Origin of the sequence: Arthrobacter sp. PAMC25564 (assembly GCF_004798705.1) — a bacterium.
In the GTDB taxonomy this organism is placed as follows: Bacteria; Actinomycetota; Actinomycetes; order Actinomycetales; family Micrococcaceae; genus Arthrobacter.
This window is the reverse complement of the sequence record NZ_CP039290.1, coordinates 600,844-621,471: the sequence shown is the minus strand read 5'-3', so window position 1 is coordinate 621,471 and position 20,628 is coordinate 600,844. Positions and strand designations below refer to the sequence as shown.

Below are 20,628 nucleotides of genomic sequence, written 5' to 3'. Positions count from 1 at the left end.
ATCCCGACGGCCCGCAGCGCACGGGGCAGGGCTAGACGAGGCCGTTGCGTTCCAGGATGACCTTGATCGCCGTCGTCTCGTCCTCGTTCAATGCCAGCATGGGCGTGCTCATGGTGTTGGATTCGATCACGCCCATGATCTGCAGGGCGGTCTTGAAGGCGCCGAGTCCTGCGGCTCCGCCGGAGACACGTCCGTTGGGGGTGTAGACGATCTCGAACAGGTCTGCCAGCCGGTCCTGTTCGGCAGCGGCCTTGGCCCAGTCGCCCGCGGCTGCGGCCTCGACGAGGTTGCGGTAGCCGCGCGGGTCCACGTTGCCCAGGCCCGGTACCACGCCCTGGGCGCCGCCGAGCAGTGCGCCGTCGACGACAACCTCGTGGCCGGTAAAGATGTCGAAGTTCGGGATGTCCCGGGCCGCCAGGAGCAGTTGGCGGAAGGCGACGTCGTCGCCTGAGGAGTCCTTGACTCCGGCGATTACGCCGTCGCGGCCGAGACGGACCAGCAGTTCGGTGGGCAGCTTGAAGTGGGTGCGGACGGGGACGTCGTAGGCGAAGACCGGCGTGCTGACGGCGTCGTGGATGGTGCGGAAGTGGGTTTCAGTCTCGTCCGCGTTGCCGATGGCGTAGTACATCGAGGTCACCACGATTGCGTCGGCGCCGAGGTCAATGACTTTCCTGGCCTCGTCGATGACGCGGTTGGTGGTCTGCTCGTTGGCGCCGACGATCAGCGGCACGGTGCCGGCGTTCGCCGCGGCGATGGTGCTGACGACGAGTTCACGCTCGGCGTTCGTCAGGTAGGGAACCTCTGCGGACGAGCCGAGGACGAAGAGTCCGGATACGCCGCCGTCGAGCAGGTGCCGGGTGAGGTTCTGCAGTGAATCGGTGTCGATGCTGCCGTCCGCGTGGCGGGGGGTGACGACGGGCGGGATGACGCCCTGGAATCGGGTGGACACAGGAAACTCCAATGATGGGTGGTTGAACGGGGTAAAAGCTGAAAGGGAAGAATCAGGGGTGCAGCAGGCTGGGCGCGGCGCCGAGCAGCTTCTTGGTGTAGTCGTTGCGGGGGTCGCCAAAGACCTCGGCCGCGGGTCCTTCTTCCACGATTTCGCCGAAGTACATGACGCAGATCCGGTCCGAGACGTAGCGGACGGTCTGGATGTCGTGGGAAATGAACACCAGCCCCAGGTTCAGTTGCATCTTGAGGTCGGCCAGCAGGTTCAGCACCTGCGCCCGCACCGAGACGTCCAGGGCCGACGTCGGCTCGTCCGCCACGATGATGTCCGGATCCAGGGCGAGGGCGCGGGCAATCGCAACGCGCTGGCGCTGGCCGCCGGACACCTGTGAGGGGGTGACTTCGGCCGCGGACTGGGGCAGCCCGACGAGGGCCAGCAGCTCTTTGCTTCTGGCGGCGCGGGAGGCTGCCGTCCCGATCCCGTGGATCTGGAGCGGGTCGGTGAGGATGTCCTGGATGGTCATCCGCGGGTTCAGGGCCGTGGCCGGGTCCTGGAAGACCACGGCGACGGAGCGGCCGAATTCCTTGCGCAGGGCGGCGTTCCGTTTGATGGCCGGCCGGCCGCGGAACAGGACCTCGCCGGAGGTGGGCGCCTGCAGGCCCACGAGCACGGAGGCCAGGGTGGACTTGCCGCAGCCCGATTCGCCCACGATCCCGACGGTCTCGCCGCGGCTGATGCTGAAGTCCACGCCGTTGACGGCCTTGACGATGTTGGGCCGGAAGAACCCGCCGGTCCGTGCCCGGTGGTGGACCTTGACGTTCTTCAGTTCGATCACGGGGGTGGCGGTTGACGTGCTCACTTGGCGTCCTCTTTCAGATGGCTGGCCCAGTAGTGGTCGGAATTCCCGCTGACGGGGGTCAGCACGAGGTGCTGGTCCGGGTCGGCGTCGGACCGTTGCGAGCGGGAGGCGAACCTGTCGCCGGCGGCGAAGGCGCCCGGCGACGGCACGGTACCGGGGATCTGGTGCAGGCGCACGGCGTCGGCCTCGATGGAGAGGACGGCACCGAGCAGGCCGCGGGTGTATTCGTGCTTCGGGTTCTGCAGCAGCGCGGATGCCCGTGCGGATTCCACCACCTGCCCGGCGTACATCACCGTGATGCGGTGCGCGAGCGACGCCACGAGGGCAAGGTCGTGGCTGACGAACACCATGGCGAAGCCCAGCTGCTCACGCAGTTCGTTGAGCAGCTCCACCACCTGGTGCTGCACGGTGACGTCCAGTGCCGTGGTGGGCTCGTCCGCCACCACGATCCTTGGCGAGCGGGACAGCGCCATGGCGATGAGGACGCGCTGGCGCTGGCCGCCGGAGAGCTCGTGGGGGTAGCTGGCGAGGGTGCGGACGGGATCCAGCTTGACCATTTCGAGCAGCTCGGTGGGGGTCTTGCGGCCGCCGCGCCGGGTCAGCTGCTCCAGCTGGTCCTTGATCTTCATGGACGGGTTCAGGGAACTGAGGGCATCCTGATAGACCATGGCGATCTGCTGGCCACGCAGCCCCTCGTACGCCTTGGCGCTGCTGCCCCCGGCCGCCGAATCGAGCAGTTCCTTGCCGTCGAAGGTGATGGATCCGGAGATCTTCGCGGTCTTGGGCAGGAGGCCCATGATCGCGAGGGAGGTGATGGACTTGCCGCAGCCGGATTCGCCCACGAGCCCCATGGTTTCTCCTTCGCGGACGGTGAAGGAGACGTTGTCCACGATGGCGGTGTCGCCGAAACGGGCAGGGAAGCGGATGGAAAGGTTCTTCACCTCCAGCACGGTCCGGGCTCCGGCCGGGACCTGGGGGAGCCGGTCGGTGCGGGTGGCTTCGACGGCGGCCAGCAGCCGCAGTTCCGCATCGAGCAGCGCGTGCGGGTCGCCGAAGGCGGCATCCTGGTCCTGAAGCAGCCCGGCTTCCGGATCCGCGTCGCCGGACGCGGCGCGGACGCCGTCGAGTTCATGCTGTTCCGCCACGGACCCTTGGGCCACGGACGTACCGATCTCCGTATCGACGGCGACGGCGGCCGCCGCGGCGGAGGAGCCGTCGTCGTCTTTCACGACCGGGGCGCGGCGGAGCTTCGGGTTCACCATGGCGTCGGTGAGGCCCTCGGCAAGGATGTTCAGGGCGAGCACGGTCAGCAGGATGGTGAGGCCCGCGAAGGTGGTGGCCCACCAGCCGCCGGAGAGCACCAGGTTGCGGCCGTAGGAGATCACGTTGCCCCAGGACGGTGCGGGATCCTGGACCCCGGCACCGAGGAAGGACAGTGATGCCTCCAGGATGATGGCGTCCGCGACCATGACCGTGGCGAACACCAGGACCGGGGCCGCGGTGTTGCGCACGATGTGCCTGAGCAGGATGTAGAAGCGGCCCGCGCCGATCACCCGCTCGGCGCGGACGTAGTCCTCGCCGTACTGGGAGAGCACATTGGCGCGGACCACGCGGGCCAGCTGCGGGGTGTAGATGATCGCGATGGCGACAATGATCGTGGGCACCGTGTTGCCGAAGGCAGCCAGCAGCACGGCGGCCAGGGCGATCCCCGGAAAGGCCATCAGGATGTCCATGAGCCGCATGATCAGTTCGTTCACGGCCTTGCTCGAGGTCGCGGCGAGCGAGCCCAGCAGGGCTCCGGCCGCGACGGCCAGCGTGACCGCACCCAGGCCGATCATCAGCGAGGACTGGGATCCGTAGAGCAGCCGGGAGAAGATGTCGCGCCCCAGCCGGTCGGTGCCGAATAGGTGCTCGCCGCCGGGTGCGGTGGCGGGAATGAAGGATTGCAGCGGATCGTGCGGGGCGATGAGGGGCGCGAAGATGGCGGCAAGGGTAATGACCACCAGGAAGACGAGGGCCAGCCGGGAGCTCCAGGGCAGGGCCCGGAAGCGGATCCCCGGGGCGCTCAGGCGTTCAGCGAGTTTGCTGCGCATGGGTCAGACCGTCCTGATTCGGGGGTTGATGAGCAGGTAGAGAAGGTCGACGGCGATGTTCACCAGGACAAAGGTGACGGAGATGGTCAGGACCACGCCCTGCACCAGGTTGACGTCCAGGTTGGTGATGCCGTTGAGGATCAGCTGGCCCATGCCCGGAAGGGCAAAGATCATCTCAATCACGACGGCGCCGCCCAGCAGGTAGCCGATCCGCAGGCCCAGCACGGTCACCGGGGTGACCAGGGCGTTGCGGAGCACATTCCTGGACACCACCTCACGGTAGGGGACGCCGTTGCCGACGGCGGTGCGGACGTAGTCGCGGTCCAGTTCCTCGACCATGGAGGTCCGGACCACCCGGATCAGCGAGGCCGAGACCGGGATGCCGAGCGCCAGGGCCGGCAGTGCCATCGAGTTCAGCCAGCCGCCGAAGCCTGATTCCGGCGTCGCGATGCCGCCCGAGGGAAACAGGGGGCTGTCGCCCAGGGCGAACCACTGGATGAGCAGGATGCCCAGCCAGAAGGACGGCGTCGCAACGGCGGCGATCGAGAAGATCCGGACCAGCTGGTCCTGCCACTTGTCCCGGTAGAGCGCCCCCACGATCCCGAACCCCAGGGACAGCACTATGGCGATCAGGACGCCGAGGAAGGTGAGCTGCAGGGTCAGCGGGAAGGCCGATCCGATCATGGCAGCCACGGACTTCGCCGGCGGCGTGGTCACGCCGAGATCAAGCTGGAGCAGCCTGCCCAGGAATCGGAAGTACTGCAGCACCAACGGATCGTTCAGTCCGTTGCTCTGGCGGTATTGTGCCTTGGCGTCCTCGCTGGCACCGTCGCCCAGCGCGCTGCTCGCCTGATCGCCTGGGGCAGCCTGCAAGACGAGGAAAACCAGCAGGGTAATGCCCAGGACCATCAACGGCAGTGCTGCGAGCCTGCGGCCCAGCAGACGCAATATCGTGACCAATGTTGTCTCCGGAATTCGTGGAAGGTTGTCCCGGCTTCAGCCGGTGTGGGGGATAAGGCATGTAGGTCCGGGCGGGAGGGGGGAGCCGCCCGGACCGGCGGTCAGCCTGAATCAGGCTGTGCGTCCGACGCCGATGAAGCCGACGCCGGTGGTGGGCAGAGGCTTGAAGCCGCTGAGCTTCTTGGCGTCCCAGGCACTCGGGAGCTGGCGGTGGAAGATCGGGTAGAGCGGGACCTCTTCGGAGACGAGGTCCACGATGTCGCCGGTGAGCTTCCGGGCGTCGGCCTTGGCTGACTGGCCGGCCTTGGCCATCAGGTCCACAAGTTGGGCCCGTTCCGGGGTGGCGGCCCAGTAGGCGCGGCCTTTCATCCAGGTGTCGCCGGCGTAGAACCAGCTCAGCAGCAGGTCCGCGTCGTTGCCGAACACGGACGGATCGCCAGGGGCCGCGACGACTGAGAAGTCTGCCTTGCCGACGCGGTCGGTGTACAGGGCGCCGGACTGCATGGTCTTGAGCGTGACCTTGACGCCGGGGATCTTGTTCCAGGATTCGAGCATCAGCGGGGCGACGTCCTTGACCCAGGCGGTGTCGGTGGTCAGGAGTTCGAATTCCAGGCTCGTGGCTCCCGCCTGCTTCAGCAGGTCCGATGCCTTCTGGGGGTCGTAGCCGTAGACGTTCCTGGCCTTGACGTAGTCCGGGTGGCCTTCCTGGAAGTAGGAGCTGGCGGCCTTGGCGTTGCCGAACAGGGCCTTCTTGATGATGGAGTCCTTGTCCAGCCCGTAGTGCAGGGCCTGGCGGACCAGCTTGTTATCGAACGGAGCCTTGGCGCAGTTGAACATCAGGAAGAGCATGCCGAAGGACTGGACGGATTCCACCGTGGCCTTGGACTTCAGTCCCTCGATGTCCAGGTACGGGACGTCCTCGATGGCCTGCACGCGGCCGGACTGCATCGCCGTGACGCGGGCGGCAGCGTCGGAGAGCAGCAGCCAGGTCATGCCCTTGGCCAGGGCGGGCATCGGTCCGTTGTAGTCGGCGTTCGCCTCGAACACGATCTTGTCGTCCTTGACGGCGGAGACCAGCTTGTACGGTCCCGTGCCGACCGGCTTGGCGTCGAATGCCTTGAGCTGGTCGGAGCCCAGCGGGAAGTTGGTGAGTGCCTTGGGTACGATCTTGACGACGGAGATCCGCGGGGCGAAGCCGGGGAAGGCATACGCCAGCGAGAACTCGACGGTCTTCGCGTCGAGAGCCTTGACGTCCTTGATGAACGGGATGAACTGCGAGAAGAGCGACTTGTTGGCCGGGTCCATAACGCGGGTGAAGGAGAACACGACGTCTTCGGCGGTGACCGGGGCGCCGTTGTGGAACTTGGCTCCGTCTCGGAGGGCCACCTGGTAGGTGGTGTCGTTGACCATCTTCGGGTCGGCGGCGGCCAGCGCGTTGTAGGGCTCCCGGGTCGCCGGGTGCAGCTCCACGAGACCCTCGTAGACATGAAGGTTGGCTGCCAGGGGAGTGGCCCCGGAGGATGACAGGGGATCGAATCCGGTGGAAAGAGCGTAGGAGATGCCGGCCTCGATGATGAGGTCCTTGTTGATCGGCGCCGTGTTCGCGGCCGCCCCCGTGGTCGTGGCGGCCGGGGCGCCGCAGGCGGCCAGGGAGGTAGTGAACGCCGCCGCCGCGCCCAGGGCGCCCGACAGCTTGAGGAAGCTCCGGCGGCTGGCATCGTTGGCCAACGGCAGGTTCTTGAGGGTCTTGCTCATGTGATGCCTCACCATTCCAGTAAATTTATCGGATGTAGGACGTCCGATGCTCGTATGGAAAACTGTAAGGGGCGTCACAGCACCTCGTCAAGGCGGAACCCCTGAGCCGGGGGCGGGGTGGGAGCATTTTGGTCGAGCTGTCCATCACAGGCTTCAAGACCGGACTGCCGCAGGACGCTGTGGCACCCGGGGAGCGGGCCGCGCGCCGACGGTAAATGTACGATTTGATCACCGACGCATCGGCCAACCTGGTCAGCAGGCGGGACTCTCCTCCACTTGAACCGCACCTGTTGCCATGTCGAAATGGAATCTTCGCCCGAGGCGCACGACCGTACCCTCGCATGTTCCTTCCACAGCAAAGACCAGCTTGAGAGCGCCCCGCGCCACATCCTCCTCGGTCACGGTGTAGCTCGGTGTGAAATAGAGGGCTTCGTCACCGGGCGCAAGGTCAGCAGATGGGAATGCCCCGGCCCCCGGTCCTGACAGCCGGACAGCCGTCGCCGCCTGGGACCCTTCATTTCGAACGCGCCCGGTGAAAGCAAGGATGTCGCCCGCCTTATAGCCCGGGATGATCGGACCATAGTTCAGATCCTGCGCCTCCCGGCTTCCGATCACCTGAACCCGTTCCGGCGAATAGCCCTGCCCGATTTCCTTCCAGGTGTGGACCCCCCAGTCACCACCCGGAGCAATGATGTGGAACTCCCCGGCATTCTGCCAGACAGGGGGGAGGCCAGGAGTGATGGAGCGCAGTTCCATGTGGAAGAGCAGGCCAGGGCCGGCACCGGGCGACGGAGTCTCCTTTGCCGCAGTGAGTTGATCTGTGAGCTGCTCGGCAGGGAGGGAAATGAATACTATTTCCCGGTATCCCTGCCGCTCATACAGGACCCCGATATTGCCGTCCGGCAGCCGTGCAGCCGTCGAATACGCGGAGCTTCCGGGGCACAGGAGCAGCTTGGCAGGCCAGGTCAGGCCGTTGTCAGGGGAAAGGCTGAGGACCGTGTTGCGTCGCAGCTGGGCGTCCTGGTTGTTGCTGGCCAGGAGCCAGGAGCCAGTGGACTCCGAAGCGAAAGCCCTCAACGCTGGCACGCCGTCAAAACGCACCAGCGAACCGTTGTCGCTTGGATCCGGCAGGTCCTCGACTGGAATCAACGGGCTCCAGCTATGGCCGCCCTCCTCCGACATAGCCGCCAGACGACGGGGAGTGGCCCGACTATGCAGCAGAAGCCGGCCGTCTGCGAGGACGGCGACCTTGTTCTCGTTGGGACCGATGCCGTCGGGCCCGGCGCCGATGAGATCCCCGAGCATCCAATTCTCGCCGTGGTCATCGCTATACGCCGAGGCTGCCATGATCTCCCCGCCGGCCAGGACGACAAACTGCTGCACCAACCTGCCTTGGAAAGGCCCGGCATGAATTTGAACGCCCTGCCCGGCCGATGCGAAGAGCCCTGTGATATCCGGGCCGCCCGCGCCGCCAGTGGCCGGGCGGAGCTTCAACTGTCCGGTGATCCGGCGATGCTGCCAGGTCAAACCGTCGTCATCGGAGAAGCTGATATCGCAGTGCTGGACATCATCATCCGGCTGCAGCCCGGCCGCGGCTTCGAAGAAGCCGGCACGCGTCCCCGCAGCATGGAAAATGAAAATCCGTCCGGTTTCAGCATCAACCAGGAGGCTCGGGTCACCGTAGCCGTTAAGCCCGACGCCGGTGCGCACGACCTGCTGGCTTTCCCAGGTCCGTCCGCTGTCAGTACTGCGGCGCAGCAGGAGATCGATCGGGCTGGGCAGGTCATCAAGGTTGGGACGCCCATCGTAGGCCGCCAGCACGGTGCCCTGCAGCGACACCGCCAAGGCCGGGATCCGGTATTGCCGGTATCCACCGACACCTCGGACCGCAAGGACGTGTTCAACCTCGGGATCAACCAGCGGTATAGGCGCGGCATCAACCGATGGAAGGTAGGATGTCATATCTACATCGTAAGGGGTCAGGAAATGCAGGGAAGAAATGCAGCCCGGAATCTCCCGCCGGACCCGGCCCAAAGATCATCGGTGGATCAAGGCTGAGGCAGGCTAGGGGAGGAGCTGGCCCAGGCTGAGGCCTTCCGTGTTGCTCTTGCTGCTCCTGGTCGATGTCGGCGTCGATGTAGGTGTGGGCGTGGGCGTGGGTGTTGGCGGGGGCGGCGGGGCCTTCGCCACCGTAACCGTGATGTTCTTGCCCTGTTCGATCTGGGCGTCCGCGGCGTCACTCTGCGCGGTCACCTTCCCCGGTTCCACCTGGGAGTTTTCGACTTCCTTGACCGTCATGGCCAGCCCGAGGTCCTTAAGCGCCGCTTCAGCCTCGGCCAGCGGCAGCCCGATCAGCTGCGGCATGGCTACCTTGCCGTTGGACACCACGAGTTCCACCGTGCTCCCCACGGCCACGTTCTGCCCCGGGGCAGGTTTGGTGGTGATGACGACGCCGGCCGGAACCGTGGGGCTGTTCGTCATGGTTGTGAAGGGCACACCGGCCAGCCCTTTCTGGCGCAGGTCATCGCGCGCGGCCGCCTCGGTACGGCCAGGCAGATCCGCGGGGATGGTGATGACGCCCGGGCCCTCCGATATGTTGAGCGTGATGTTCGAATTGCGTTCCACCGAGCTCCCCGAATCCGGAACCGTGCCGATGGCAATGCCCTTGGCGATGGTTGCGTGCCGGAGCCTGTTGAGCTGCGGCTGGATGCCGGCGTTGTAGAGCTTCTGCAGGGCCTCGGACTCGGTCAGCGATGTCACCGAAGGGACCACGACCTTCGCCACCGGCGCGGGCTGCTGGTTCATCATGTTGTACAGCCACAGGCCGCCACCGGTCAGGACCAGGACGGTGAGAATCACGAGCGTGGCAATCCAGGTCCGGCGGCGCGACCGCTGAAGCTGGGTGTGTTCGCGGGCGGCTGGCAGAACCAGCGGAAGACTGCCCGTGTCCGCGGCGGGATAGACCTCGGTATCATGGGCCGGAATGGCTGCGTCATCGCCCAAGCCGAGACGCGTCGGATGCGGCCGGCCAGTAAGTGCCTGATCCGGGGACTTTGCCCCGGTTGGCGAGAATGCGGCGGTCGGCGCAATGCCGCTGGACCCATCGACGGTGTTGGTGGGGCTGGTGGGAATCTCGTTCAATCCCAGCGGGTCCACGCCGACGCCGGCGCGCGCCGCACGGAGGGCGCGCCCGAAGGCCGCCGCATCCTGGAACCGGTCCGCCCGGTTCTTCTGCAGTGCCTTCACCAGCACGCTGTCCAGGGCTTCGGAAATCTCAGGGTTCAGACTGCTGGCCAGTTCCGGGATCTCGCGCACGTGCTGGTAGGCCACGGAAACGGGGCTGTCCCCGACGAACGGCGGGCGGCCGGCCAGCATTTCATACAGCAGGCAGCCGGCAGAATACAGGTCGCTGCGGGCGTCCACGGTTTCTCCGCGTGCCTGCTCCGGGGAGAGGTACTGGGCCGTGCCCACCACGGCCTGGGTCTGCGTCATGGTCGCGGCCGAGTCCGCCATGGCCCGCGCGATGCCGAAGTCCATGACCTTGATGCTGTTGGAGTCAGGACAGAACATCACGTTGGCCGGCTTGATATCGCGGTGGACGATCCCTGCCTTGTGACTGTAGTCGAGGGCTGCGAGCACCCCCAGGGTGAAGTCGATCGCCTGATCGATCGTGACTTCCTTCGCCCTGATCAGCTCACGGATCGTCTTGCCGGAAACGAACTCCATCACGATGTAAGGCACCCGGATGCTGTCGTCGTGATCGCCCGGGACCGCGTGGTCTCCGGTGTCATAAACGGCCACGATCGAGTGGTGGTTCAGCGCGGCCACGGCCTGCGCCTCGCGCTTGAACCGCGCCTGGAATTGCGGATCCCTGGCCAGATCCGAACGCAGCAGCTTTACGGCCACGGTGCGTCCCAGCCGGGTGTCGACCCCGCGGAAAACATCCGCCATTCCGCCCCGGCCGATCAGATCACCCAGCTCATAGCGCCCGCTGAGGACGCGCTGCGTGTTCTCAGGGCGGCGGTCCTCCCTGTGTGACGGTGTGCGGGGTGAAGTCGACATGGTTGCCTAGGGTGTCGACTTTGTGGTGGGAGTTGTTGCGGCTTTGGCCAGGTGGTAAGTCACCACGGAACCGGCGGTGACGTCGCTGCCGGGTGCAGGGTCGGAGCTGACAAACGTGCCTTCGGCTTCCTTGTTGATGGGGTCGACATCGGCGCCCTTGACCCAGCGCAGCCCCGCGTTCTGGATGGCCAACTGCACGTCCGCCTCCTTCGCGCCGGACTTGATCGAGGGAACCGTAGCCGGCTGGGGCCCCTTGGAGTAGCTCACCTTGATGGTTTGACCGGGCTGGACCGGCCCGGACGGGTCGATATCGATCACGGTGCCGGGGGTCGCATTATTGAAGACCTCGGCGCCGGTGACGCCCAGCTTCAGGCCGATCAGCTCATTGCGGACCTCGTTGTACGGCCGGCCGCGGTAAGCATCCGGAATCAGGTTGATGGCCACAGGGGTGGACTGGGTGGGCGTCGCGGAGCTGGGGGAAGGGCTGGGGGTGGGGGTCGCCGACGTCGGCGAGGCACTCGTGGAGCTGGGCTTTGCGCTGCTGGCGGCGGCGCTGCTGCTGGACGAGGACTGCGCGGGGAAGAGGATGCCGGCCTGGCTGAGGAAAACACCGACCAGGGCGAAGACCACAAGCAGGATCAGGGCAATCAGCGGCCACGTCCAGGGGCTGCGACCGCGGCCGCGGCGTTCCGGTTCATCCAGTGGCTCCTCGTATTCCTCGTCCTCCTGCACCCAGTTCCGCTCCGCTGCCAGGGCATCGGCGCGGGAGAGCGCGTCGCGGGCCCCGTAGCCGCTGGCCGCGGCAGCTCCGGCGGCCAGCCCTGCCGCGGCGCCGGCACCGGCGGCGCCGAGGACGGGCAGCGCCGAGGTGGCCGACGTCGAGCTGTCCCCTGCTGCGCTGGCGCCGATGACGCTCGTCGCCGCAGTGGGGACCTCCACGGGTGCCGTGATGGGCCCCGTTGCCGCCTCGAAGAGAAGCATGCCGGGAACGGCGGCGTGGGCGGCGGCGATGTCACCCCTGCGGATGGCCTCCGCTGCCTCGGAGAGTTTGATGGCGTTGGCCGGGCGGTTCTTCGGGTCCTTGGCCAGCATGGACATCAGCAGGGCCCGGACCGGCTTGGGCAGGTTTTCCGGCAGCGGCGGGGGAGCATCGTTGACCTGGGCCAGGGCAATGGCGATCTGGGATTCGCCGGAGAATGGACGGTGTCCGGCGAGGCACTCGTAGCCGATCACGCCGAGCGAATAGATGTCGGAGGCGCCGGTCGCCGTCTGGCCGGTGGCCTGTTCCGGGGCCAGGTACTGGGCGGTACCCATCACCTGCCCGGTCTGCGTCAGGGGGACCTGGTCGGCCAGGCGGGCGATACCGAAGTCGGTGACCTTGACGCGGCCGTCCGGGGTGATCAGCAGGTTGCCCGGCTTGATGTCGCGGTGCACGAGGCCCTGCGCGTGGGCGATTGAGAGCGCCCGCGCGGTCTGGGCGATCAGGGAGAGGGTACGGTCCGGCGAGAGCACCTGTTCATGTTCGATGATGCTGCTCAGCGGCTGCCCTGGGACCAGTTCCATCACGAGGTAGGCGGAGCCCTCTTCCTCGCCGTAGTCAAAGACGTTGGCGATGCCCACGTGGTTCAGGAGCGCGGTGTGCCGCGCCTCGGCCCGGAACCGCTGGAGGAACCCGGGATCGCCCGTGTACTCCTCCTTGAGCACCTTGATGGCGACGATGCGGCCAAGGATCAGGTCTTTGGCTTTCCAGACTTCTCCCATGCCGCCGATCGCAATGCGCGTGGTCAGCTGGAATCTGCCGCCGAGGGTGATTCCTGATGTAGGCCTCACTTATTCAACACCGCCTCAAAAATCTTCTTCGCGTTCGGACTGGTTAGCTGTGCGCCGGTGGTGATGTCTACGCCTTGCATGACGATGGTGACGGCCACTTGCGGGTCATTCGCCGGGGCAAACCCGGTAAACCATGAGTTGTTCAGGCCGGTGCCGAGTTCAGCGGTGCCGGTTTTTCCGGCAACCTGGACCCCATTCACCGCCGCGCCCCGGGCGATGCCGTCACTGACGACGCTCGTCATCCACTCGGTGATCTGCTTCGAGATTTCCGGCGTGGTGGACGTCCGCAGCGCCTGGGGCTTCGGCTCGCTGATGGCCCGCAGATCCGGTGAACGCACGGCCTTGATCAGGTTCGGTTGCATCTGTACGCCCCCGTTCGCGATCGCCGCGGTCATCATGTTGATCTGGAGCGGCGTGGCCCGGACGTCGCGCTGGCCGATTGCGGACTGTGCCAGCCCGGCCTGGTCGAGGTCTTTCGGGAAGACACTCGGGGCGAAGTCCAGCTTCAGCTGGTCGCCCCAGTCCTGGCCGAAGCCGAACTTTTCCGCCTGGTCGGCAATTGCCTTCTCCCCCAGATCGAGGGCGATGCTGGCGAACGGGGTATTGCAGGACTGCTGCAGCGCGAAGGCGAAAGTCGCCGTCGTCCGCGTATAGCAATTGCCGCCCGCGTAGTTGGGGAGCTTGTACTGGATGCCGGGGAAGGGCATTTCCGCCGGGTTGGGCAGCTCGCTGTCCTTGTTGTACTTGCCCGAGGTGAGTGCCGCAGCCGTGTCAACCAGTTTGAAGACCGATCCGGGAGCCAACAGGGCGCCGGTCGGTCCGCTGACGTTCTGGTTCAGGTTGATCCCGGGGATCTTGTTCAGCGCGTTGATGTTCTCCTGTTCGGCATCCGGATCCTGGGTGGCGATCAGGTTGGGATCGTAGGACGGCTTGGACACCATCGCGAGGATCGCGCCGGTCTTAGGGTTGGTCACCACGATCGAGCCGCGCTGCCCCTCAGGGATGAGATCGTAGGCAAGCTTCTGGATCTTGGGATCGAGGGTGAGCTCCACCGAGGCGCCCTTGGGCTGGTTTCCGAGGAAGAGCTGGCCGATCCGGTCCAGGAAGAGCTGGTCCGAGCTGCCGGCAAGCTGGCCGTCCATGGACTTCTCAAGCCCGGACAGTCCGTAGTTCTTGGAGAAATAGCCGGTGATCCCTGCGTACAGCTCGGGCTGGGTGTAAGTGCGCTGGAACTTGCAGCTCTCTGTGGCGGGAACGGACTGTGCAATCGGGGTGCCGCCGACGATGATCGCGCCGCGGTCATTGCAGTAGTTCTGAAGAAGGGCGCGCTTGTTCCAGGCATTGGCCTTGAGCTCGTCCGCCCCGATGACCTGGACGTAGCTGAGGGCACCGAAGATCAGGGCGAACATCGCGATCGCGGCAATCCATGAATTGCGGATGGCCTGGTTCACAGGTGCTTCACCGCCTCGGTGGGTGCGTCGGGAGTTGTCAGCTTGCCGGGGACCGCAGCCGGCTTCGAAGGCATGGCAGGGGTTCCCTTCCTGGTTCCCGGATCCTGTCCGGGCTGCATTGGGGTGGTGTCCACCGGGCTCCGCGCGGTGTGCGAGATCATCAGCAGCAGCCCGACGATGATCCAGTTAGCCAGCAGGGAGGAGCCGCCGGCGGCCAGGAACGGGGTGGTCAGGCCGGTGAGCGGGATGAGCCGGGTGACGCCGCCGATCACGACGAAACACTGCAGGGCGATGGCGAACGAGAGCCCGGTGGCCAGCAGCTTGCCAAAGGCGTCCCGGGTGCCGAGGGCGGCGCGGAAGCCGCGGGTGAAGAGCAGCAAGTACATCAGGACGATCGCGAAGAGGCCAATCAGTCCGAGCTCTTCGCCGAAGGAGGCGATGATCATGTCGCTGTTGGCGAAGGGCACGAGGTTGGGGCGTCCCTGGCCGAGGCCGGTACCGACCAGTCCGCCGTTGGCCATGCCGAACAGGCCTTCGACAATCTGAAGGCTTCCGCCGAACTGCCGCCCATAGACCTCGGGGGTGAAGGCGTTGATCCACCCGTCGATCCGGAGGGCCACGTGCGAGAAGACCTTTGATGCCACGAAGCCGCCGCCGGCCATAAGTACGACGCCGATGATCACCCAGCTGATGCGGCTCGTAGCGACGTAGATCATCGCCAGGAACAAGCCGAAGAACAGGATTGAGGTGCCGAGGTCACGCTGGAAGACGAGCACGCCGATGCTCACGAGCCACGCCGTAATCATTGGTCCCATGTCCTTGAACCGGGGGAACTGCAACGGCCCGATCTTGCGGCCCGCCAGCAGGATCAGGTCCCGGTTGGACGAAAGATACCCGGCGAAGAATACGGCCAGGGTGACCTTGGCGATCTCACCCGGCTGGAAGGTCATGGAACCGATCCTGATCCAGACGCTGGCGCCCAGGACCTCGCCGGCGGAGATGCCCGGCACGAGCGGCAGGACCAGCAGGACGGCGCTGAGGGCCAGTGAAATGAAGGTGAAACGGCGCAGGATCCGGTGGTCCTTCAGGAACCAGATGACGGCGATGGACACTGCCATGGCGACCAGCGTCCAGCGGAGCTGGTTGTTTCCGGTATCTTCGCCCACCCGGTCCAGGCGGTGGATCATCGCGAATCCGAGGCCGTTCAGGGCCACCACGATGGGAAGTATTACCGGATCAGCATACTTAGCCCGGATACGGAGCACCACGTGGAAAGCCAGGGCAGCCGCTGCCAGGAGGCTCGACTGGAACCAGAAGTCGGTGTCGAAGGCCTTCTGCCGGTCCACGCCCACGAGGGCGTTCGCGCCGATGCCGACGGCGAGGGCCAGGATCAGCAGGACCAGTTCCACGTTGCGTCGCGGCTTGGGTGCGGTGTCGATCGGTGTCATTTTCCGCCCTCACAAATCGGAGCAGTCTGCGTCGGCGAGGCCGACGGCTGGGCCGCTCCGGAGGTTCCGGGGCTGGCGGTTGCGCCAGGGGCCGGGGCCGAGCCGGCGACGGTCGGACTGGGGGAGGGCGTCAGGCATTCATCCGCGGGGGCCGTGGTGCCGGTGCGCTCAAGGTTCTTGACGATCCGTTGGGCGTCGTAGAGGTCCCGGGCCGGCACCGTCTGGCGCACGCGCTGCTGGGAGAATTCGGGGAGGTCTGACATCCGGATATCGGTCACCGTTTCGAGGGTGGAAAGCTGGATGGGCCCCAGGCGCTGGGAGACCCCGTTGAAGATGGCCACATGCTGGTCGTGTTCGCCGATGTAGTAGCGGGTTTGGGTCCACGCGTAGCCGAGCCACAGGCCGATGGCGAGGAGGGCGACGATGGCCGCCGCGATCGCGACGGTCAGCCAGCGGCGGGGGCGGCCAGCCGGCTTGTATTCCTCGGCGTCGTCGCGCGCCTGGTCCGACTTATGGGTCAGGACGGTGGCTGCCCGGCGGGACAACGTGCGCCCGGCGATGGACGGGATGGAACCGGATTCGGCGGCGCTGGCGGCAGCGCCAACAAGTTCGTGTGGGCGGCTGGAGAGTTCCTCGCGCAGGACCTCGGCGGAAAGATGCTCGCCGAGGTGCGGATCGGTCGTGGGCTCGGGCTCCTTGTCCGCAGCCTTATCCGCTTCCTCACCGGCTCCCGGAGAACCAGGGGAAGAGGCCGCGGCCGGCGTGCCCGTTGTGGCCGCGGCAGCGGAACCGGCGGCATCCTTTTTTGGTGATCCGTCGGGGGACTCCGCGGCACCGAAGGTGCTGCCGCTCAGCGGTCCGGCCGGCGCAGCGGGCGCTGACGTCGTGGCGGGGACGGCTGGCGGCACGGGGACGATGTCGACGGCGGCGGTGCTCACATCGTCGGGAGTCTGTTCGGCGATCTCCAGCATCACGACCGTCACGTTGTCCGGCGCACCGGCCTCAAGGGTGAGGTCGACGAGGAGTTCGGCGCATTCCCGGAGGTTCTTTGTCTCCCGGACGGTGCGCTCGACGACGTGTCCGGCGACGTAGTTGAGGCCGTCCGAGCAGAGCAGCCAGCGTTCGCCGGGTTGGACCTCGAGAGTGTCGAGGTCCAGCTCCGGACTCGCATCAACGTCGCCCAGGACCCGCATCAGGACGTTCTTGTGCGGGTGCGTTTCCGCCTCTTCCGGGCGGAGCCGGCCTTCGTCGATGAGGCGCTGGACGAAGGTGTGGTCAACACTGACCTGCTCGAATTCGCCGTTGCGCAGTCGGTAGGCGCGCGAGTCGCCGATGTGGGCGAAGTGGAGCTTGCCTTCGGCCAGCAGCAGTGCTGTGACGGTGGTTCCCATCCCGGCGAGCTTGGGGTTGATGTGGACCAGTTCGGAAAGCAGCGAATTGGCGGTCTGGATCTCATCCGCAAGGATGGTGCCGGCGTCGCCGTCGTAGTCGTCATGGTCCAGGTGGATCATATCCAGGACGGTGGCCGCCGAGGCGACGTCACCGCCGGCATGGCCGCCCATGCCGTCGGCAACGACGGCGAGATGCCGGCCGACGTAGGCTGAGTCGTCATTTTTCGCACGCACGCGGCCGACGTCGGAACGCGCGGCGTAGCGCATGATGAGCGGCCGCTTCGGGGCAGCTGATTTGCCTGCTGCCTGGCCTGCGGGGATGTCCGGTGCAGCCATGGCTACGGCCTCAATTCGATGACCGTCTTGCCGATTCTCACGGGGACACCCAGCTCCACCGGAAGGGCCCGGGTCAGCTGCTGGTCGGCCAGATACGTGCCGTTGGTGGAGCCGAGATCCTCGATGAACCAGCGGCTGCCCTGCGGGAACAGGCGCGCGTGCCGGCCGGAGGCGTAGTCGTCCTCCAACACAAGCGTGGCTTCCTGTGCCCGGCCGAGCAGGATAGGACTCGCGGCCAAGGGGATTGTGGTCCCCTTGAGGGGGCCTTCGGTTACGACCAACTGACGGGCCTGCTGCTTCACGGGAGCCGGGGCGGGCTCGGCCAGGGCGGGGTTCTTACGCACCTGGCGTGCGGTGGGGGCCCCGGCGGCGGCTTTGCTCCCGATCATCAGGTCCCGGCGCATGGCGGAGACGATGCTGAAGATCAGCACCCAGAGAAGGAGGAGGAAACCGAAACGCAGGGCCGTGATCGTCAGTTCACTCATGCGCGGCCGCCGGGGTTGGCGGGCAGGAAGCGGAAGATGATCTTGGTCCGTCCCATCGTTATGGTGGAGCCGTCGGTCAGGTCCGAACTGCCCACAATCTTGTGGCCGTTGACGTAGCTGCCATTGGTGGAACCCAGGTCAATGGCCTGGGCGGTGCCTTGGCCCGTGCGGATTTCCAGATGGCGCCGTGACACGCCGGTGTCATCAACGAGGATATCGGCGTCAGTGGAACGGCCCAGGACGATGGAAGGGGCATTCAGGGAATAGCGCTGGCCGTCAATATCCAGCACCGGCTGAAGCCGGGAGGGCTGGCGGGTTGGGGCAACGGGCAGCGTGCCGTGGAGGCCGGGCTGCGCCGGTGCAGACGGAGCGGAGGCCTTCTCGGTCCGGGAGGTGATTTCGAAGTCCCCGGCCCGGCGCTCTTCATCCCGGCGGAAACTGATGCGGACCGGCCCCTGAAGGGTGTAGCCCTGGCTGCGGACGTGGTTGATGACGACGTCGCACAGTTCCTCCGCGAGGGGTGTGCCCCATTCCTGGGCCCGGTGGAAATCGTCATCACTGAGAAGGACGTCGAAGACGTTCGGGGCCAAGGTGCGTCCCGCGGCGATCGTCATGGCTTTATGGTCCACTTCGCGGCGGAGGCGGCTGGCGATCTCGACGGGCTCAACCTGGGCACGGGAACCGGTGGAGAAGACTCCACGGACGGCCTTTTCGATGCCGCGCTCGACTTTGTCCAGCAATCCCATGGTCCTTCTCCTTTCCTGATGGCTGCAGGGCAGCATTCGTTCCGGAACTCGGTTTCCAACATGTGCAGGTGCCCACAGATAACGGGCACTCCTACATCAGATACTACTGGGCGAGGCTGGGAATGGCCTTAATGGGCGCCGTCACCCCGTGCCGAAAAACAGCTGCGGGGCCGTCCTGACATGCGGTGACACTCCCGGCAACGTTCGTGCACGCGTTAGTGCGGCCATGAAAGACGGTGCGCCTAAACAGACCAGCCGAGCAGGATCCAACCGGAGCGAGGCCGCCGGAGGGAGGGCCGCACGCCGCACCCTTTCAGCCATTCAGCGGCAGGGTTTGATACCCCAGGGACAGGTTCAGCTACGGGGTGGAGTGGCCGAATCCGATGCGAGCTTGTACGGGGGTGTGGGGGAGGCGGCCGGGCGGCCGGAGAGCTGGATCACGCCGTAAACTGCCAGGGCCCCGGCTGCCAGGAAGACGAAGATTGCCCACAGCGGTGCGCTGGCTGCTTCACCGAGCACGACGATTCCGATGGTGACCCCGATCATGGGGTCGATAACTGTGAGGCCCGCGACGACGAGATCGGGGGGCCCGGAGGAGTACGCGGTTTGCACAAAGTATGACCCCAGGAGTGCGGCCGCAACTATCCCGACGAGACACACAATGGTGAGTCCGTCGTCCGGCGTGAGGTGAAAACCTGTCTGAATCAGTGTGTGGACGCGGTCGATGATGACCTTGGCGAGCGTCGCGACAAATCCGAAAACAACGCCCGCACCGACAATGTAGAAGATGGCCGTGAATCGTTTGCGAAAGAGGACGAACGCCAGGGCCAGGGCTGCGAGGACACACGCGAGGATGATGAGGACCACCCGCAATTGAAGCGCGTCGATGGGCAGAGACGTTGTGGTGAGCGCTGCTACCGTGACGAAGAGTCCGATACCCCCAACGCAGAAAGTGATGGCCTTGATCGTGGCCCCGGTGAGCGGTCTCTTGCCGCCATGTGCGTTCATGATCGACGTGACGACCAACGCGACTGCACCCAAGGGCTGCACGACGGTCAAGGGGGCAAGAAACAAGCTGATCAGCTGAAGTACGATCGCGAGGCCGAGCATCAGCGTCCCGCTGACCCACGATGGGCGACGCGTCAGTGCTAGCAGTTGACTGAGGTGAAGACCCCTTTTGGCATTACCCGAGGTTGAGGCATTCACCTTGGTGACACCGCGGTGTTGAAATTCGGCGCCCAGGGCCAGGCAGACCGACCCCGCGAGAGCTATCGGGATGCCCAGTGCCTGCATCGGGGACAACGAAATGATTTCTAATGCCATCAGGCCAACGTACCTCCTAGTTCGAAGCTGGCGGCCTGCCCCGAATGGAGTTACCCCGCTGCCACGCCGTCCCAGCTGACGTGAACCCACCGCTGCCCCTCGCCATCCCAGGACTCCGAATGCCCCAGCAGTGCGATGTCCTCAAAAGTGGAGTGGATTCCATGGTGCTGAAGAGTGTCCCGGAGTTCCTGCGTGGCCTCCCGGACCGCTGAAGTCACGACCTCATGGTCATCGGACGTGACAAGACGGGAGGCAGCATAGGTGGGGGTCATGGACACTATCTTCCCGGTTCCTTCCCTCCAAGGGAAACGGTCCGGGGGTGCAATACCGGATCGCGGCGCTATCCCAGCGGGAGGGCAAGGACCGGCCCATTGACGTCCGAACAACAGCCCCGGCAGCCCACGAGGTCCTCGATTGGTGTTTTGCCGCAGTTGTCCGTTATGCTTGATCTCGCTGCTTTTACGAGGTTGGCGGACCGGAAATCGGGCCGAAAACCGGGTAGGAGAAGTTGCGCGCGAGTGGCGGAACGGCAGACGCGCTGGCTTCAGGTGCCAGTGTCCGAAAGGGCGTGGGGGTTCAAATCCCCCCTCGCGCACGCAATTAGGGACCCCGGGAAATCAATGATTTCCCGGGGTCCTTTTATTTTGCCCGCGACCCCTTGGGTGTTATAGGAGCCCGGGACGAAGCAGGTAGTTGTCCGGACGAAGCAGGTAGCAAAGGAGCCTGCGTTCCTGGATTAGCTGCAGAACCCCAGTGTTCGCTACTCATGACCCGTTGGGACCTGGCCGTTAGGATCCGAAGTGGCTTGTTGACGCACCATGCCAACTGTTCGGAATCCGGGCGATTCCTTAGGCGTCGGGCGATATGCCGCCACGACGCACCAGAAGATTCACTGTGGCTGACAGTCCAATGTCCGGTGACGCGGGGGGAGCCGGCACGG

The 20,628-nt window shown here is 65.7% G+C and carries 15 protein-coding genes and 1 tRNA gene; 1 reads left to right on the top strand and 15 read right to left on the bottom strand.

Annotated elements, in window-relative coordinates; translation table 11 throughout:
• Positions 1-31: 31 nt before the first annotated feature.
• The 15 genes from E5206_RS02825 to E5206_RS02755 form a co-directional block, all read right to left on the bottom strand.
• Positions 32-949: a dihydrodipicolinate synthase family protein gene (locus E5206_RS02825; RefSeq protein ID WP_136321172.1), complete on the bottom strand. Its 918-nt coding sequence runs from the start codon at positions 947-949 to the stop codon at positions 32-34.
• A gap of 52 nt (positions 950-1,001) precedes the next feature.
• A complete protein-coding gene (locus E5206_RS02820; RefSeq protein WP_136321171.1) occupies positions 1,002-1,808 on the bottom strand; it encodes an ATP-binding cassette domain-containing protein in 807 nt (268 codons plus the stop codon).
• Positions 1,805-3,901: a dipeptide/oligopeptide/nickel ABC transporter permease/ATP-binding protein gene (locus E5206_RS02815; RefSeq protein WP_136321170.1), complete on the bottom strand. Its 2,097-nt coding sequence runs from the start codon at positions 3,899-3,901 to the stop codon at positions 1,805-1,807. The genes E5206_RS02820 and E5206_RS02815 overlap by 4 nt, the downstream gene beginning before the upstream one ends.
• Positions 3,902-3,904: 3 nt before the next feature.
• Entirely contained in the window at positions 3,905-4,810 is a 906-nt protein-coding gene (locus tag E5206_RS02810) for an ABC transporter permease (protein ID WP_205760046.1), read from the bottom strand.
• A gap of 162 nt (positions 4,811-4,972) precedes the next feature.
• Positions 4,973-6,631 (bottom strand): ABC transporter substrate-binding protein, encoded by a 1,659-nt coding sequence (locus tag E5206_RS02805; RefSeq protein WP_136321168.1) that lies wholly within the window; start codon positions 6,629-6,631, stop codon positions 4,973-4,975.
• A 237-nt stretch (positions 6,632-6,868) separates the two neighbouring features.
• On the bottom strand, positions 6,869-8,578 hold the full coding sequence (locus E5206_RS02800; protein ID WP_136321167.1) for a sialidase family protein: 1,710 nt from the start codon (positions 8,576-8,578) through the stop codon (positions 6,869-6,871).
• Positions 8,579-8,680: 102 nt separating this feature from the next.
• Positions 8,681-10,678: a Stk1 family PASTA domain-containing Ser/Thr kinase gene (gene pknB, locus E5206_RS02795; protein WP_136321166.1), complete on the bottom strand. Its 1,998-nt coding sequence runs from the start codon at positions 10,676-10,678 to the stop codon at positions 8,681-8,683.
• Between the two features lie 6 nt (positions 10,679-10,684).
• Entirely contained in the window at positions 10,685-12,508 is a 1,824-nt protein-coding gene (locus tag E5206_RS02790) for a protein kinase (RefSeq protein ID WP_136321165.1), read from the bottom strand.
• The gene (locus tag E5206_RS02785; RefSeq protein WP_136321164.1) at positions 12,505-13,959 is read right to left on the bottom strand and encodes a penicillin-binding protein 2; all 1,455 of its coding nucleotides are present in this window, start codon (positions 13,957-13,959) and stop codon (positions 12,505-12,507) included. Before E5206_RS02785 ends, E5206_RS02790 begins: the two co-directional genes overlap by 4 nt.
• A complete protein-coding gene (locus E5206_RS02780) occupies positions 13,956-15,407 on the bottom strand; it encodes an FtsW/RodA/SpoVE family cell cycle protein (RefSeq protein WP_136321163.1) in 1,452 nt (483 codons plus the stop codon). Before E5206_RS02780 ends, E5206_RS02785 begins: the two co-directional genes overlap by 4 nt.
• Entirely contained in the window at positions 15,404-17,134 is a 1,731-nt protein-coding gene (locus E5206_RS02775) for a PP2C family serine/threonine-protein phosphatase (RefSeq protein WP_136321162.1), read from the bottom strand. Before E5206_RS02775 ends, E5206_RS02780 begins: the two co-directional genes overlap by 4 nt.
• A 2-nt stretch (positions 17,135-17,136) precedes the next feature.
• Positions 17,137-17,619 carry an FHA domain-containing protein gene (locus E5206_RS02770; protein WP_136321161.1) on the bottom strand — a complete coding sequence of 161 codons (483 nt, stop codon included), beginning with the start codon at positions 17,617-17,619 and terminating at the stop codon, positions 17,137-17,139.
• On the bottom strand, positions 17,616-18,365 hold the full coding sequence (locus E5206_RS02765) for a DUF3662 and FHA domain-containing protein (protein ID WP_136321160.1): 750 nt from the start codon (positions 18,363-18,365) through the stop codon (positions 17,616-17,618). The genes E5206_RS02770 and E5206_RS02765 overlap by 4 nt, the downstream gene beginning before the upstream one ends.
• 354 nt (positions 18,366-18,719) lie before the next feature.
• Positions 18,720-19,688 (bottom strand): multidrug DMT transporter permease, encoded by a 969-nt coding sequence (locus tag E5206_RS02760; RefSeq protein ID WP_240689903.1) that lies wholly within the window; start codon positions 19,686-19,688, stop codon positions 18,720-18,722.
• A gap of 50 nt (positions 19,689-19,738) precedes the next feature.
• Positions 19,739-19,960 (bottom strand): hypothetical protein, encoded by a 222-nt coding sequence (locus E5206_RS02755; protein ID WP_136321159.1) that lies wholly within the window; start codon positions 19,958-19,960, stop codon positions 19,739-19,741.
• Between the two features lie 240 nt (positions 19,961-20,200).
• Between E5206_RS02755 and E5206_RS02750 the strand changes: the two genes are divergently transcribed.
• Positions 20,201-20,283: transfer RNA gene (locus E5206_RS02750), tRNA-Leu, on the top strand.
• Positions 20,284-20,628: the final 345 nt, after the last annotated feature.

Bases quoted from the DNA above. Each gene is read 5' to 3' on its own strand.
- pknB (WP_136321166.1), bottom strand. From the start codon at position 10,678: ATGTCGACTTCACCCCGCACACCGTCACACAGGGAGGACCGCCGCCCT.
- E5206_RS02760 (WP_240689903.1), bottom strand. From the start codon at position 19,688: ATGGCATTAGAAATCATTTCGTTGTCCCCGATGCAGGCACTGGGCATC.
- E5206_RS02815 (WP_136321170.1), bottom strand. From the start codon at position 3,901: ATGCGCAGCAAACTCGCTGAACGCCTGAGCGCCCCGGGGATCCGCTTC.
- E5206_RS02780 (WP_136321163.1), bottom strand. From the start codon at position 15,407: ATGACACCGATCGACACCGCACCCAAGCCGCGACGCAACGTGGAACTG.
- E5206_RS02765 (WP_136321160.1), bottom strand. From the start codon at position 18,365: ATGGGATTGCTGGACAAAGTCGAGCGCGGCATCGAAAAGGCCGTCCGT.
- E5206_RS02755 (WP_136321159.1), bottom strand. From the start codon at position 19,960: ATGACCCCCACCTATGCTGCCTCCCGTCTTGTCACGTCCGATGACCAT.
- E5206_RS02775 (WP_136321162.1), bottom strand. From the start codon at position 17,134: ATGGCTGCACCGGACATCCCCGCAGGCCAGGCAGCAGGCAAATCAGCT.
- E5206_RS02805 (WP_136321168.1), bottom strand. From the start codon at position 6,631: ATGGTGAGGCATCACATGAGCAAGACCCTCAAGAACCTGCCGTTGGCC.
- E5206_RS02810 (WP_205760046.1), bottom strand. From the start codon at position 4,810: ATGGTCCTGGGCATTACCCTGCTGGTTTTCCTCGTCTTGCAGGCTGCC.
- E5206_RS02770 (WP_136321161.1), bottom strand. From the start codon at position 17,619: ATGAGTGAACTGACGATCACGGCCCTGCGTTTCGGTTTCCTCCTCCTT.
- E5206_RS02800 (WP_136321167.1), bottom strand. From the start codon at position 8,578: ATGACATCCTACCTTCCATCGGTTGATGCCGCGCCTATACCGCTGGTT.